We start from the raw sequence: 13848 nt of genomic DNA, 5'->3' as shown, positions 1-13848 counted from the left end.
GCGTGCAGCTCCGCGACCTCCCGGGCGCGGTCGGCCGCCGTCGGCAGATGGACTCGTACGGCGCGCTTGCGGGCGTACGCGATCCGGTACAGCACGTCGCCCCGCCACTGCACCCCCGCCCCCCGCGTCCGCGCCGAGCACCGGGGGCCGGGCACCCCCGGCCGCGCCGGAGGGACTCCCGACGGACACCGGGGTCAGCAGCGTGAGGGCCGCCAGCGCCCTCCGGTCACGGCCGGCAGCCGCACCGCGCGCGCCGCGACCCCGCGCCCCGGAGTCCGTACGGCGGCGGGCACCCCGGCGCAGAGCAGCAGCAGCCAGGCCCGCCCGTCGTACTCCGCGAGCCGGGACACCGCCACCGGCTCCGGCGCCGTCATTCCCAGCAGATCGTCCAGCGGCTCCGGCAGCAGCCCGCTGGCCGCCCCGGCGGCCCGGCCGTCGCACGGTACGAGGAGCCCCGGCAGCACCCCCGCACGGACCGCCGGTTCTCCGCGGGGCGCCCCGGCCCGGATCCCGCGCAGGGGGGGCGAGAAGTCCCGTATCTCACCCTCCGGGTGGCTTTCAACCCCGTCAACGGGCAGACGTGGACGCCCTGGGAAGGCCCCGATTCCACATGTGGCCCCGGGCCTGAAATAGTTCCCCCGGATGTTCGCCATCCCTAGACTCCCTGACGTCGGACTCCCTGGCGTCAGGGGGATTCTCGGGGGACTTAAGTGGGGCTGGAGTGCCGGAACTCGTACTGGAATTGAATGGAAGGACCTGGACGCTCGATCCGTCCAGGTCGTACTCGTTGGGGCGTGACCCCCAGGGAGACGTGGTCATCGACGACGCCCGGGTGTCGTGGCGGCATGCCACCATCGCCTGGAACGGCCGGGGTTGGGGCATCGAGGACCACGGCAGCACCAACGGGACCTACGTGCACGGCGCGCGGGTCCGGCAGACCGAGCTCGCGCCCGGCACGCCGGTGTACCTGGGCAACGCCAGTGACGGCCCGCGGCTGAATCTGAGCGCAGCCGCCGCGCCGCAGCAGGCCGTACCGCAGCAATCCGCTCCCGCCTACCAGGCCCCGGCGCCCGCCTACCAGGCCCCGGCCCAGCAGGCCGCTCCGGCGTACCAGGCCCCGGCCCAGGCACAGGCCCAGCCGCCGCAGCAGCAGGCCTGGCAGCAGCAGCAGCAGCCGCAGCAGGCCGCCGCCCACCAGCAGCCGGCGCAGCAGCCTCATATCCCGCAGCAGCAGAACGCGGCCCCCGCCTACGGCGGTGACCGCAGCCCGACCACGTTCCACCAGATCGCGGTGGGCCGCGTCATGCGGATCGGCCGTGCGCTGGAGAACGAGCTGGTCGTCTCGGACCTCCAGGTCTCCCGCCTCCACGCGGAGTTCCGCTCCGCCGGCGGCCGCTTCGAGATCCACGACCTCGGCAGCCACAACGGCACGTACGTCAACGGCCAGCCGCTGCCGAAGTCCGGCACCGCGCTCCTCGGCCCGAACGACATCGTCGGCGTCGGCCACTCGACGTTCCGGATCGTCGGCGACCGGCTCGAGGAGTTCGTCGACACCGGTGACGTCTCCTTCTCGGCCCGCCACCTCACGGTCACGGTCGACGGCGGCAAGCAGATCCTCAAGGACGTCACCTTCGGCGTCCCGGAGAAGTCGCTCATCGGCGTCATCGGCCCCTCCGGCTCCGGAAAGTCCACGCTGCTCAAGGCACTGACCGGCTACCGGCCCGCCAACCAGGGCGACGTCCTCTACGACAACCGCAACCTGTACAAGCAGTTCGCGGAGCTCCGCCAGCGCATCGGCCTGGTCCCGCAGGACGACATCCTGCACAAGGAGCTGAAGGTCAGCACGGCCCTGAAGTACGCGGCCAAGCTGCGCTTCCCCGGTGACACCGCCGAGGCCGAGCGCGCCGCCCGCATCGACGAGGTGCTGCGCGAGCTCAAGCTGGACATCCACAAGGACAAGAAGATCACCTCGCTCTCCGGTGGTCAGCGCAAGCGCGTGTCCGTGGCCCTGGAGCTCCTCACCAAGCCCTCGCTGATCTTCCTGGACGAGCCGACCTCCGGCCTGGACCCGGGCATGGACCGCGACGTCATGCAGCTGCTGCGCGGCCTCGCCGACGACGGCCGCACGGTCCTCGTCGTCACCCACTCCGTGGCCGAGCTGTCGCTGTGCGACAAGCTGCTGGTCATGGCGCCGGGCGGCTCGGTCGCGTACTTCGGCCCGCCGGACGAGGCGCTGAACTTCTTCGGCTACAGCACGTGGGCGGACGTCTTCTCGGCCTTCGAGAACTACCGCGACTACGACTGGGCCGGCCGCTGGAAGGGCTCGCAGCACTACCAGCTCTACGCCGCCGACCTCGACGCGGTGGCCCCGCAGCAGGTCGCCGTGGCGCCGATGCAGCCGGTGATGCCGCCGAAGGCGCAGGGCTGGGGCGACCAGCTGTGGACCCTGATCCGCCGCTACGTCTCGGTGATCGCCTCCGACAAGGGCTTCATGGCCCTGATGCTGATCCTGCCCGCGGTCCTCGGCGTGGTCTCGACGGTCATCCCCGCGACCTTCGGTCTCGCCCCGCCGACGCCGCCGTCGCGGTTCAACGGCGACGCCGGCACGATCATGCTGATCCTCTGCGTGGGCATGTGCTTCTCGGGCGCCGCCAACTCGGTCCGTGAGCTGATCAAGGAACGGGTCATCTACGAGCGCGAGCGCGCCACCGGCCTGTCCCGGTCGGCGTACCTCATGTCGAAGGTGATCGTCCTCGGCTTCATCACGGCCATCCAGGGCGTGGTCATCTGCGTCATCGGCTTCGTCCCGCGCGACCTGCCCGCCGAGGGCCTGCTCATGCCGCCGGCCGTCGAGCTCTGCCTGTCGGTCACCGCGCTCGGCTTCACCTCGATGATGTTCGGCCTCGTGATCTCCTCGCTGGTCAAGACCGCCGAGAAGACCATGCCGCTGCTGGTCATGTTCGCGATCGTCCAGGTCGTCTTCACCGGCATCCTCTTCCAGGTGTACGACTCGCCGGGCCTGGAGCAGTTCGCCTGGCTGATGCCCTCGCGCTGGGCGGTCGCCGCCGCGGGCACCACGCTCGACCTCGGCAAGCTCATGCCGCCGTGGGACCAGCAGAACCCGACCAACACCGACCCGCTGTGGGAGCACTCCATCGCGCAGTGGGGCGTGAACATCACGATCCTGCTGCTCATCGGTGTCGCCTGCGGCTTCGCGGTGCAGAAGCTGCTGCGCCGCCACGAGCCCGAGGTCATGCGCAACTAGCCGGCCCGCTCACCCCACCCGCACGAACGCCTCAGGGCGGCATCCCGGATACCGGGTGCCGCCCTGAGGCGCATGGGGGGTTGCTACGCCGGCGCCCTCAGTAGGCGCTGTTGACGTTGTCGATCGAGCCGTAGCGGTCGGCGGCGTAGTTGGCCGCGGCGACGATGTTGGCGACCGGGTGGTACTGGTCCAGCGGGGTGCCGGGGACGTGGTACGCGAGGAAGGTCGGCTTGATGACCTGGAGCAGACCCTTCGAGGGGATGCCGTTCTGGGCGTTGATGTCCCAGTTGTTGATCGCCCGCGGGTTGCCGCTCGACTCGCGCATGATGTTCTTGTACAGGCCGTTGTAGGTGCCCGGAATCTTGTGCGCCTTCATGATCGCCAGCGACTCCTTGATCCAGCCGTCAAGGTTGTTCGCGTAGACCGGGGTGCGGACGGTGGAGCGGCTCGCGGCCGCCTTCGCCTCGCGGTCCTTCTTCGCCTTCGCCTCGGCGTCGGCCTTCGCCTTCGCCGCGTCGGCCTTGGCCTTGGCGGCGGCTGCGGCCTTGGCCTTGATCGCGGCCTCGACCTTCGCGGCGTCGGTGGCCAGCTTGGACTGGGCGTTCAGGTGCTGCACGGTCTTGGACTGGACACCCTCGACAGCCTGGGTCCACGCCACGGGGGCGGCGGTCACGGTCGTGCCGGCGTCGGCGGAGCCGGCGGGAACGACGGTGGCGGCCAGTGCGGCGGCGCCGATGGTGGCGAACGCGGCGAAGGACATCTTGTGCGCCTTCGTCAGACGACGACTGTGGCCGGGGATGCTGGTCTTGGACATGCGTAGCAACCTCTTCGAATCGGGGAGCCGCAGGACAGCGCCGCTCGGATCCGGGATCCGCGGCGCTGTGCGACGGGAGCAATTCTTAGCGGCGGCAAAATCGCCTGGCAAAGGTGTGACGTACGATCCCGCTTAGTGGATCAGGGGGCGCCGATGCGCCAGGAATTCGGGGCCGGGCGCTAGGTGCGACAGTGCTGACACGGCCTTTATGCGTCCACTACGCGCCTTCGTAAGTGATGTGGGTCCTATGTGCGGGCTCACATCGGCCGCGTAACAGTCTCACCAGGCGTTGCGACCGCAATGCGCTCTGTAACGGAATTCTCCACCCTGAGGACCACAAGCCGTCCGCCGCCCTCATACCCAGGGCAGAGACGGTCCCCCGGGCCCCCTCCCACAGGAGGAGGACACACCACCCCCCGCCCTAGGACCCGAGCCCGATCCCGCAGGTCAGGGCCGCGAGTACGGTGAGCCCATGACTGGTAGCCCCGTGTTCGGCGGCCCCCGCGGCGGCCTCGCCGCCGTCAGCACCGCGCTGCTCGCCATGAGCCGCAGGCTGGAGGTCCGCGACGTCCTGCGCACGATCGTCGTCTCGGCCCGCGAGCTGCTCGACGCCGAGTACGCGGCCCTCGGCGTCCCGGACGACCACGGCGGCTTCGCCCAGTTCGTCGTGGACGGCATCAGCGAGGAGCAGTGGCGCCGCATCGGCCCCCTGCCCCGACAACACGGCATCCTCGCCGCGATGCTCCACCAGGACGGCCCCGAGCGGCTGGCCGATGTACGCGAGGACCCCCGCTTCGAAGGCTGGCCCGCGGCCCACCCCGACATGTCCGCCTTCCTGGGCCGGCCGGTCCGCGACGGAGAGGAGACCCTCGGCGCCCTCTTCCTCGCGAACAAGAGGAGCCCCGGCGGCTTCACCGAGGAGGACGAGGAACTCCTCGCCCTCCTCGCCCAGCACGCGGCGATCGCCCTCACCAACGCCCGCCTCTACGAGCGCAGCCGCGAGCTCACCATCGCCGAGGAGCGCTCCCGCCTCGCCCACGAGCTGCACGACGCCGTCGCCCAGAAGCTCTTCTCGCTGCGCCTGACCGCCCAGGCCGCCGCCGCCCTCGTCGACCGCGACCCCGCCCGCGCCAAGGGCGAGCTCCAGCAGGTCGCCGCCCTCGCCGCCGAGGCCGCCGACGAACTGCGCTCCGCCGTGACCGAGCTGCGCCCGGCCGGCCTCGACGAGGACGGGCTGGTCGCCACGCTGCGCGACCAGGTCCACGTACTCGATCGCGCCCACACCGCCCGGGTCACCTTCACCTGCGACGGCATACGGGCCCTCCCTGCGACCCAGGAGGAGGCCCTGCTCCGGGTCGCCCAGGAGGCCCTCCACAACGCCCTGCGGCACTCGGGCGGCGACCGCGTCGAGGTCACCCTCGCCCGCCGGGCCGCCGGAGCCGTTCTGACCGTCACGGACGACGGGAGGGGCTTCTCCCCTTCCTCCGTCCGCGCCGCCGGGCGCCACCTGGGCCTCGTCTCCATGCGGGACCGGGCGAGCGGCGTCGGCGGCAGCCTCACCGTGCACTCGGAGCCCGGTACGGGCACCACGATCGAGATGGAGGTCCCCGGTGGCTGACACACCCATCCGCGTCCTGCTGGTGGACGACCACCAGGTGGTCCGCCGCGGCCTGCGCACCTTCCTGGAGGTCCAGGACGACATCGAGGTGGTCGGCGAGGCCGCCGACGGAGAGGAGGGCGTGGCCCGCGCCGAGGAGCTGCGGCCCGACGTGATCCTGATGGACGTCAAGATGCCGGGCACCGACGGCATCGAGGCCCTGCGCAGGCTGCGCGCCCTGGCGAACCCGGCGCGGGTGCTGATCGTCACCAGCTTCACGGAGCAGCGGACGGTGGTCCCGGCCCTGCGGGGCGGCGCCGCCGGATACGTCTACAAGGACATCGACCCCGACGCCCTGGCCGGGGCCATCCGCTCCGTGCACGCCGGGCACGTGCTCCTCCAGCCCGAGGTGGCCGAGGCCCTGCTCTCCCAGGAGGGAGCGCCGTCGCCCGGCCGGGGCGGCTCGCTGACGGAACGGGAACAGGAGGTGCTGACCCTGATCGCGGACGGCCGCTCCAACCGCGAGATCGCCCGCGCGCTCGTCCTGTCCGAGAAGACGGTCAAGACGCACGTCTCGAACATCCTGATGAAGCTGGACCTCGCGGACCGCACGCAGGCCGCGCTGTGGGCGGTCAGGCACGGGATCAGCGACTGAACCGGGCGGGAACGGACCGCCCGGCTCCGTTCCCACCGGGAAGCGGGGCCGCGGCGCGTTCCGGCGGCCCCCCTGATCCGGAAGACGCCTCCTAACCCCGCTCGCGCTCCTCGACCGCCGCGTTGTACGCCGCGACCATCGCCCGCCGGGCCACCCGCTCCACCGGCCGCAGCGCCTCCGCCCGCGCCGCCATCTCCGAAGCGGCCACCGCGCCGCCCGGCCCGTGCTCGTACGCCAGTGACACCAGCAGGTCCACCCGCTGCGCCAGGGCCAGCACCCGCACCGCCCGCGGCGGATACCCCGGAGCCAGCACCTCGCGCCCGGCCTCCGCCCGGGCCCGGTACGCCGACAGCGCGGCCTCCGCCACCGGCCCCGACCCCGCCACGTCCAGCCGGGTCAGCACCACCGTCGCCTCGCGCAGCGCCTCCGCCAGCTCCCGCTCCGCCTCCCCGAGCGAGGGCACGTCCGCCGGCGGGGCCTCCCGTACCGGCAGGCAATGCCACGTCACCGAGACGTGCAGGTCCCCCGGAGCCGGACCGGCCTCGGTCACCTCCGGCACCAGACCCAGCGCGGCGCCCACCGCGACCACCGCCTCCTGCGCCTCCAGCGCCCGCGCGTTGAACTCCGGGGGCCCGCTCAGCCCCAGCGGATGGCCCGGCGCCGGCAGCGCGACCCGCAACCCGCCCACCCCCAGCGCCCGCAGCCGGCCGAGCGCCAGCGTCAGACCCACCGGACCCGATTCGCCCGGCAGCCCCTCCACCCGGTGCACGGCGTCCTCGCCCACGATCGACGAAACCGCCTCGTCGGGCGAGACCAAACCGGCCAGCAGCGCGTTCCCCCAGGCGGCCAAGCGCCCTGAACGTGGTTCGAAAAGCATCCCCCCACTTTACGGATCACCCCGGATCGGCTCCCGCCGTCCCACCTGGCGCCCGGACCCCTCGCCGAGTGGCGTAGGTTTTCCCCTGGGGCTGCGCCTACCGGTGCACAGACGAAACCGAGACTGCAAGGGGAGACAACACGCTCATGAGCGATGTTCTGGAGCTGGTGGACGTATCCGTGGTCCGCGAGGGCCGGGCTCTGGTGGACCAGGTCTCCTGGTCGGTGAAGGAGGGGGAGCGCTGGGTGATCCTCGGCCCCAACGGCGCCGGCAAGACCACGCTGCTGAACCTCGCCTCCAGCTACCTCTTCCCCACCAAGGGCGCCGCCACCATCCTCGGCAGCACCCTCGGCAAGCCCGGCAGCGACGTCTTCGAGCTGCGCCCGCGCATCGGCGTCGCCGGAATCGCCCTGGCCGACAAGCTGCCCAAGCGCCAGACCGTGCTCCAGACCGTCCTCACCGCCGCGTACGGCATGACGGCGACCTGGCAGGAGGAGTACGAGGAGATCGACGAGCAGCGCGCCCGTGCCTTCCTCGACCGCCTCGGCATGACCGACTACCTCGACCGGAAGTTCGGCACCCTCTCCGAGGGCGAGCGCAAGCGCACCCTGATCGCCCGCGCCCTCATGACCGACCCCGAGCTCCTCCTCCTCGACGAGCCCGCCGCCGGCCTCGACCTCGGCGGCCGCGAGGACCTCGTACGCCGCCTCGGCCGCCTCGCCCGCGACCCGCTCGCGCCCTCCATGGTGATGGTCACGCACCACGTCGAGGAGATCGCCCCGGGCTTCACGCACGTCCTGATGATCCGCCAGGGCAAGGTCATCACCGCGGGCCCCATCGACCTGGAGCTGACCTCGCGCAACCTCTCGCTGTGCTTCGGCCTCCCCCTGATCGTCGAGCGCAACGACAGCGACCGCTGGACCGCCCAGGGCCTCCCGCTGCGCTAGGGGGTGTCCGCCTGGTAACGGGGCGATCGCACCCTGTCCCGACCGCGCCCGCCCGACCTACCATGACCATGTGAACATCGACGCGTGGCTGTGGTGGCTCATCGGCGCGGTCGGACTGGGCATCCCGCTCGTCCTGACGGCGATGCCCGAGTTCGGCATGTTCGCGGTCGGCGCGGTCGCGGCCGCCGTCACCGCGGCGTTCGGCGGGGGAGTGGTCGCCCAGGTCCTCGTCTTCGTGATCGTGTCGGTGGCGCTCATCGCCGTCGTCCGCTCGATCGCCAACCACCACCGCGACCAGCGCCCCCAACACCGCAGCGGAATCGACGCGTTGAAGGGCAGAAGCGCTCTCGTCCTCGAACGCGTCGACGGCAGCGGAGGCCGGATCAAACTCGCCGGCGAGATCTGGTCCGCCCGCACCCTCGACGCGGACAGCAGCTTCGAACCGGGCCAGCAGGTGGACGTCGTGGAGATCGACGGGGCAACCGCCGTCGTGATGTGAGCCGATGCGAGCGCGTGAGGCCGAGCTCGTGTGAGCTTGGCCCAAGGAGCCGACCCGCGGCCCCGGGGTCTGCGAGACTCCGCTCAACGGGGCAGCACAGACAGCCGGAAGGGCACGGGGAACCGCATGCAACCGATCATCATCGTCCTGATCATTCTGGTGGTTCTGGTCTTCATCGCACTGGTCAAGACGATCCAGGTGATCCCGCAGGCCAGCGCCGCCATCGTCGAACGCTTCGGCCGCTACACGCGCACCCTCAACGCGGGCCTCAACATCGTCGTCCCGTTCATCGACTCCATCCGCAACCGCATCGACCTGCGCGAACAGGTCGTGCCGTTCCCGCCGCAGCCGGTCATCACCCAGGACAACCTGGTCGTCAACATCGACACGGTCATCTACTACCAGGTGACCGACGCACGGGCCGCGACCTACGAGGTGGCCAGTTACATCCAGGCCATCGAACAGCTCACCGTCACCACCCTGCGCAACATCATCGGCGGCATGGACCTGGAGCGGACCCTGACCTCCCGCGAGGAGATCAACGCGGCCCTGCGCGGCGTCCTCGACGAGGCCACCGGCAAGTGGGGCATCCGCGTCAACCGCGTCGAGCTCAAGGCGATCGAGCCGCCGACCTCCATCCAGGACTCGATGGAGAAGCAGATGCGCGCCGACCGCGACAAGCGCGCCGCGATCCTCCAGGCCGAGGGTGTCCGGCAGTCCGAGATCCTGCGCGCCGAGGGCGAGAAGCAGTCCTCCATCCTGCGCGCCGAAGGCGAGGCCAAGGCCGCGGCGCTGAAGGCCGAGGGCGAGGCGCAGGCCATCCGTACGGTCTTCGAATCCATCCACGCCGGAGACGCCGACCAGAAGCTCCTCGCCTACCAGTACCTCCAGATGCTCCCGAAGATCGCCGAAGGCGACGCCAACAAGCTCTGGATCGTGCCCAGCGAGATCGGCGACGCCCTCAAGGGCCTCTCCGGAGCCATGGGCAACTTCGGCCCCATGGGCGGCGGTTCGGGCTTCAACCCGCAGAGCACCGGCAAGGACGGCGGCACCGGAGCCGCCGACAAGGCCGCCGCCGAACGCCGCGAACAGCCCCCCATCGACTGACCTGCCCGTCCCCTCCTGCATGATCGGTGAGGCCCCTCGACCTTCATGGCGGGGAGGCGACTCACTCATGCAAAGGGGATGGCTCAGTCCATGTCTCTGCTCTCCATGTCCCCCTGGGAAGCGCTCGCGGTGTTCGCGGCCGGCATCGGGGCCGGCACCATCAACACCATCGTCGGCTCCGGCACCCTCATCACCTTCCCGGTGCTGCTCGCCACCGGGCTCCCGCCGGTCACCGCCAACGTGTCCAACACCCTCGGCCTGGTGCCCGGTGCCGTCAGCGGAGCCATCGGCTACCGCAAGGAGCTCCAGGGCCAGCGCGGCCGCATCATGCGGCTCGGCGCCGTCTGCCTCGTCGGAGGCCTCGCCGGCGCCGTCCTGCTCCTGACCCTGCCGTCAAACTCCTTCGACACGATCGTGCCGATCCTCATCGGACTCGCCCTCGTGCTCGTCGTCCTCCAGCCCCGGCTCGCCGCGGCCCTGCGCAGGCGCCAGGAAGCCGCCGGCACCGGGCCCGGACACCCCGACGGCGGCCCGGTCCTGCTCACCGGCATGCTGCTCTCCAGCGCGTACGGAGGCTACTTCGGTGCCGCGCAGGGCGTGCTCTACGTCGGGCTGATGGGCCTGCTGCTCCACGAGGACCTCCAGCGCCTCAACGCCGTCAAGAACGTCCTCGCCGCGCTCGTCAACGGCATCGCGGCCGTCTTCTTCCTCTTCGTCGCCGAGTTCGACTGGACGGCCGTGCTGCTGATCGCCGTCGGCTCCACCCTCGGGGGTCAGATCGGCGCCAAGATCGGCCGCCGCCTGCCCCCGACCGTGCTCCGCGGGGTCATCGTCGTGGTCGGGGTGATCGCCATCGTCCAGCTGATGCTCCGCTGAGCGACGTACGGAAAATACGTCGTCCAGCGCACGTACCCACGACGGCCGGTGCCGCCGGTACTAGGCGGAACGCTCCAGCCACTCCGGCAGGACGTCCCGCGCACCGACCCCGAGGGCCAGCAGCATGGCGTCCGCCGGCGAGGGTACGAAGGGCTTCCGCAGGAGCGGCATCCCCGCCTCCTCCGGCGTCCGGGCCGCCTTGCGGTGGTTGTCCTCGGCGCAGGAGGCCACCGTGTTCAGCCACGTGTCCCCACCGCCCTGGGCCCGGGGCAGGACGTGGTCCACGGTCGTCGCGCGCTTCCCGCAGTACGCGCAACGGTGCTGGTCCCGGACCAGCACCCCCCTCCGCGACCAGGGAGCATGTCTTCGGAACGGCACCCGTACGTACCGGCACAGCCTGATCACCCGGGGCAGCGGAAGATCCATGGAAGCACCGCGCACACGCAGTTCGGGGTGGGACTGCTCGACCACGGCCTTGTCCTGAAGGACCAGGACCACGGCCCGGTTCAGCGTCACCGTCGACAGCGGCTCGAAGCTCGCATTCAGCACCAGCGTGTCCCGCATCTCGCCCACCTCCCGTGTGCAGGCCCGCGACCACACTGGCGGCAGGGCCCGCGACCACTCTGGCCGCGCGCGCCACGCGGGACAACGCAATAAAAATGCCCGGTCCTGGTCGTCTTTAGACCAGGACCGGGCAAACGCACGGCGAACGATCAGCTCGCGGGGCCCTCGTACTCACCGATCAGCTGCGCCCGTCCCAACGTGTGGAACCGCAGGTTGAATCCGACGACCGCCGGTGAGGCGTCGGCGCCGGGGCCCAGCTTCTCCTGGTCGACCGCGTAGACGGTGAAGACGTAGCGGTGCCGCTCCCCGGCCGGCGGAGCCGCGCCGCCGAAGTCCTGCGTGCCGTAGTCATTCCGTACGTGCACGGCCCCGGCGGGCAGGCCCTCGAACTTCCCGCTGCCCGCGCCGGCCGGCAGCTCGGTGACCGAGGCCGGCAGGTCGAAGAGCACCCAGTGCCAGAACCCGCTGCCCGTCGGGGCGTCCGGGTCGAAGCAGGTCACGGCGAAGCTCTTCGTCCCCTCCGGGAACCCCTCCCACCGAAGGTGCGGAGAGACGTTGCCGCCCTTCAGCACCTGGGCGCCGCCCAGCTCACCACCGGGCTCGATGTCCGCGCTCTCCACCGTGAACGCGTGCACCGGGGGGTGGAAATCGTGGGGAAGGGGCGCCCTGTTCTGCTCGGCCACTGCTGAACCTCCTGATCGCGAACCAGTACCGGTACCGGCACCTGCCGATACCCCGCCGAGCCTAGAACCAGTTGCGCTGCGAACCCACGGAGGCGATCCACTGGTTGAGGTACGCCGCCCAGTCGGTCCCCTGGTAGGACTGCAGCCCCACCTGGAAGCAGCGGTAGGTGTCGCTGCCCTCGGAGAACAGACCCGACTTCTTGTCCATCTCCAGCACCACGTCCATCTCGCGGCCGTCCGAGATGAAGGTCAGCTCGACCTGGTTCAGCCCGCGGTACTGGGACGGCGGCAGGAACTCGATCTCCTGGTAGAACGGCAGCGTCTGGCGGGTCCCGCGGATGTGCCCGCGCTCCATGTCAGCGCTGCGGAAGCCGAAGCCGAGCTGACGGAAGGCGTCCAGGATCGCCTGCTGCGCCGGCACCGGGTGCACGTTGATCGGGTCGAGGTCGCCGGCGTCCACCGCGCGCGCGATCTCCAGCTCGGTGCTGACCCCGATGTTCATCCCGTGCAGGTGCTGCCCCTCGAAGTGGGTGATCGGCGTCTCCCACGGGATCTCCAGACCGAACGGCACCACGTGCAGGGCGCCCGCCTGCACCTGGAAGGCACCGCCGAGGCGCTGCTTGGTGAAGACGATGTCCTGCTTGTACTCCTGGTCGTTCCCCTCCACCTCGACCCGCGCCTGGAGACCGACGGACAGGCCCTCGATCTGCTGTTCCACGGAACCGCCCTGGATGCGGACCTCGCCCTGGACGATCCCGCCCGGCACGACGTTCGGCTCGGTGATGATCGTGTCCACCGAAGCACCGCCGGCACCCAGCGCCGCGAACAGCTTCTTGAACCCCATGCTCTGACTCCCCTTGAAGGCTCGTGCGACTACCGCTTACGAGTTACACCCTGACAAACGCGGAACCTTAAGCCCCGGTTGCAGGACCGCGCGCTCGGCTACGCTCGACCGGATGAGCGCGCGCCCCGACCGTACGCCCCTGGCACGGTCCTTCTTCGACCGGCCGGTCCTCACCGTGGCCCCGGACCTCCTCGGCCGGATCCTGGTCCGCCGTACCCCCGAGGGCCCCATGGAGCTCCGCATCACGGAGGTGGAGGCGTACGAGGGGGAGGCCGACCCCGGCTCCCACGCCTACCGGGGGCGCACCCCGCGCAACGCGTCGATGTTCGGTCCGCCCGGACACGCGTACGTCTACTTCATCTACGGCATGTGGTTCAGCCTGAACCTGGTCTGCGGGCCGCCGGGGCACGCGAGCGGGGTGCTGCTGCGCGCCGGCGAGATCACCGTGGGCGCCGACCTGGCTCGCAAACGTCGGCTTTCAGCCAGAAACGACCGGGAACTGGCCAAAGGCCCGGCTCGCCTGGCCACCGCCCTGGCGGTAGACCGCTCCCTGGACGGCACGGACCTCTGTGACGGCCCCGATTCCCCCCTGGCGCTCCTGACGGGCACCGCCACCTCGCCCGACCTGGTGGGCAACGGCCCCCGCACGGGAGTCGGCGGCGCCGGCGCGGACCATCCGTACCGCTACTGGATCACGGACGACCCCACGGTGAGCCCGTATCGAGCCCATGCGCCACGCCGCCGTTCAACTTGACTCCACCTTGGCGGACGCCTAACGTAGCCCGAGCCGCTTGAACGGGGCACTGCCATCAGCAGACCCCCGGGGCGGCCAACCCACTACCTACGACGTTCCCCTGGCGGGGTCGATTTCGGCGTGCCCGAATTCGAATCCGACGGCTCGATTATGAGTCGCAAGGGATGAGCGCTAAAGTGGTGGAACGCCGAAAGGCAAAGCCCCCCAACGGCCGCCGAATTCAAATCCAAGTCGGAAACGACGAAGAAATGATCTGGTAGAGTTGGAAACGAAGAACGAAGCCCGGAGGAAAGCCCCAGCAAGTGTTGCTGAGGGTGAGTACGAAGGAAGCGTCCGTTCCTTGAGAACTCAACAGCGTGCCAAAAA

At 70.6% G+C, this 13848-nt stretch carries 14 protein-coding genes; 8 read left to right on the top strand and 6 right to left on the bottom strand.

Annotated features, from left to right (window positions below):
* Window positions 1-194 precede the first annotated feature (194 nt).
* Window positions 195-464 (bottom strand): hypothetical protein, encoded by a 270-nt coding sequence (locus tag ACS04_RS12405; RefSeq protein ID WP_048476624.1) that lies wholly within the window; start codon window positions 462-464, stop codon window positions 195-197.
* A 257-nt stretch (window positions 465-721) separates the two neighbouring features.
* Here ACS04_RS12405 and ACS04_RS12400 point away from each other — a divergent pair, with 257 nt between their 5' ends.
* Window positions 722-3265, top strand: a complete 2544-nt coding sequence (locus ACS04_RS12400) for an ABC transporter ATP-binding protein/permease (RefSeq protein ID WP_078864697.1) — start codon at window positions 722-724, stop codon at window positions 3263-3265.
* Between the two features lie 97 nt (window positions 3266-3362).
* Here ACS04_RS12400 and ACS04_RS12395 read toward each other — a convergent pair whose 3' ends face one another.
* Window positions 3363-4079: a transglycosylase SLT domain-containing protein gene (locus tag ACS04_RS12395; RefSeq protein ID WP_048476622.1), complete on the bottom strand. Its 717-nt coding sequence runs from the start codon at window positions 4077-4079 to the stop codon at window positions 3363-3365.
* 487 nt (window positions 4080-4566) lie between these two features.
* On the opposite strand from ACS04_RS12395, the gene ACS04_RS12390 reads away from it, so the two are divergent.
* Together ACS04_RS12390 and ACS04_RS12385 are read left to right on the top strand one after the other, a co-directional pair.
* Window positions 4567-5697, top strand: a complete 1131-nt coding sequence (locus tag ACS04_RS12390; RefSeq protein ID WP_107438593.1) for a GAF domain-containing sensor histidine kinase — start codon at window positions 4567-4569, stop codon at window positions 5695-5697.
* Window positions 5690-6331 (top strand): response regulator, encoded by a 642-nt coding sequence (locus ACS04_RS12385; RefSeq protein ID WP_048476620.1) that lies wholly within the window; start codon window positions 5690-5692, stop codon window positions 6329-6331. Before ACS04_RS12390 ends, ACS04_RS12385 begins: the two co-directional genes overlap by 8 nt.
* A gap of 91 nt (window positions 6332-6422) precedes the next feature.
* Here ACS04_RS12385 and ACS04_RS12380 read toward each other — a convergent pair whose 3' ends face one another.
* Complete coding sequence (locus ACS04_RS12380; protein ID WP_048476619.1) at window positions 6423-7208, bottom strand: hypothetical protein; 786 nt, start codon at window positions 7206-7208, stop codon at window positions 6423-6425.
* Between the two features lie 146 nt (window positions 7209-7354).
* Here ACS04_RS12380 and ACS04_RS12375 point away from each other — a divergent pair, with 146 nt between their 5' ends.
* From ACS04_RS12375 to ACS04_RS12360, 4 genes are all read left to right on the top strand, one after another.
* Complete coding sequence (locus ACS04_RS12375) at window positions 7355-8155, top strand: ABC transporter ATP-binding protein (protein WP_048476618.1); 801 nt, start codon at window positions 7355-7357, stop codon at window positions 8153-8155.
* A gap of 70 nt (window positions 8156-8225) precedes the next feature.
* Window positions 8226-8654, top strand: a complete 429-nt coding sequence (locus ACS04_RS12370; RefSeq protein ID WP_048476617.1) for an NfeD family protein — start codon at window positions 8226-8228, stop codon at window positions 8652-8654.
* 126 nt (window positions 8655-8780) lie between these two features.
* Window positions 8781-9761 carry an SPFH domain-containing protein gene (locus ACS04_RS12365; protein WP_048476616.1) on the top strand — a complete coding sequence of 327 codons (981 nt, stop codon included), beginning with the start codon at window positions 8781-8783 and terminating at the stop codon, window positions 9759-9761.
* A 105-nt stretch (window positions 9762-9866) separates the two neighbouring features.
* The gene (locus ACS04_RS12360; protein ID WP_048476625.1) at window positions 9867-10637 is read left to right on the top strand and encodes a sulfite exporter TauE/SafE family protein; all 771 of its coding nucleotides are present in this window, start codon (window positions 9867-9869) and stop codon (window positions 10635-10637) included.
* 60 nt (window positions 10638-10697) lie between these two features.
* On the opposite strand, the gene ACS04_RS12355 is transcribed toward ACS04_RS12360, so the two are convergent.
* The 3 genes from ACS04_RS12355 to ACS04_RS12345 form a co-directional block, all read right to left on the bottom strand.
* Window positions 10698-11201: an HNH endonuclease gene (locus ACS04_RS12355; protein ID WP_048476615.1), complete on the bottom strand. Its 504-nt coding sequence runs from the start codon at window positions 11199-11201 to the stop codon at window positions 10698-10700.
* A gap of 149 nt (window positions 11202-11350) precedes the next feature.
* A complete protein-coding gene (locus tag ACS04_RS12350; protein WP_048476614.1) occupies window positions 11351-11884 on the bottom strand; it encodes a YbhB/YbcL family Raf kinase inhibitor-like protein in 534 nt (177 codons plus the stop codon).
* A 61-nt stretch (window positions 11885-11945) separates the two neighbouring features.
* The gene (locus tag ACS04_RS12345) at window positions 11946-12728 is read right to left on the bottom strand and encodes a sporulation protein (protein WP_048476613.1); all 783 of its coding nucleotides are present in this window, start codon (window positions 12726-12728) and stop codon (window positions 11946-11948) included.
* 112 nt (window positions 12729-12840) lie between these two features.
* Here ACS04_RS12345 and ACS04_RS12340 point away from each other — a divergent pair, with 112 nt between their 5' ends.
* The gene (locus ACS04_RS12340; protein ID WP_048476612.1) at window positions 12841-13482 is read left to right on the top strand and encodes a DNA-3-methyladenine glycosylase; all 642 of its coding nucleotides are present in this window, start codon (window positions 12841-12843) and stop codon (window positions 13480-13482) included.
* Window positions 13483-13848: the final 366 nt, after the last annotated feature.

Source organism: Streptomyces roseus (genome assembly GCF_001044425.1).
Taxonomy (GTDB): Bacteria; Actinomycetota; Actinomycetes; order Streptomycetales; family Streptomycetaceae; genus Streptomyces; species Streptomyces roseus.
The sequence above is the reverse complement of the archived record's forward strand: the minus strand, read 5'-3'. Positions and strand labels throughout refer to the sequence as shown.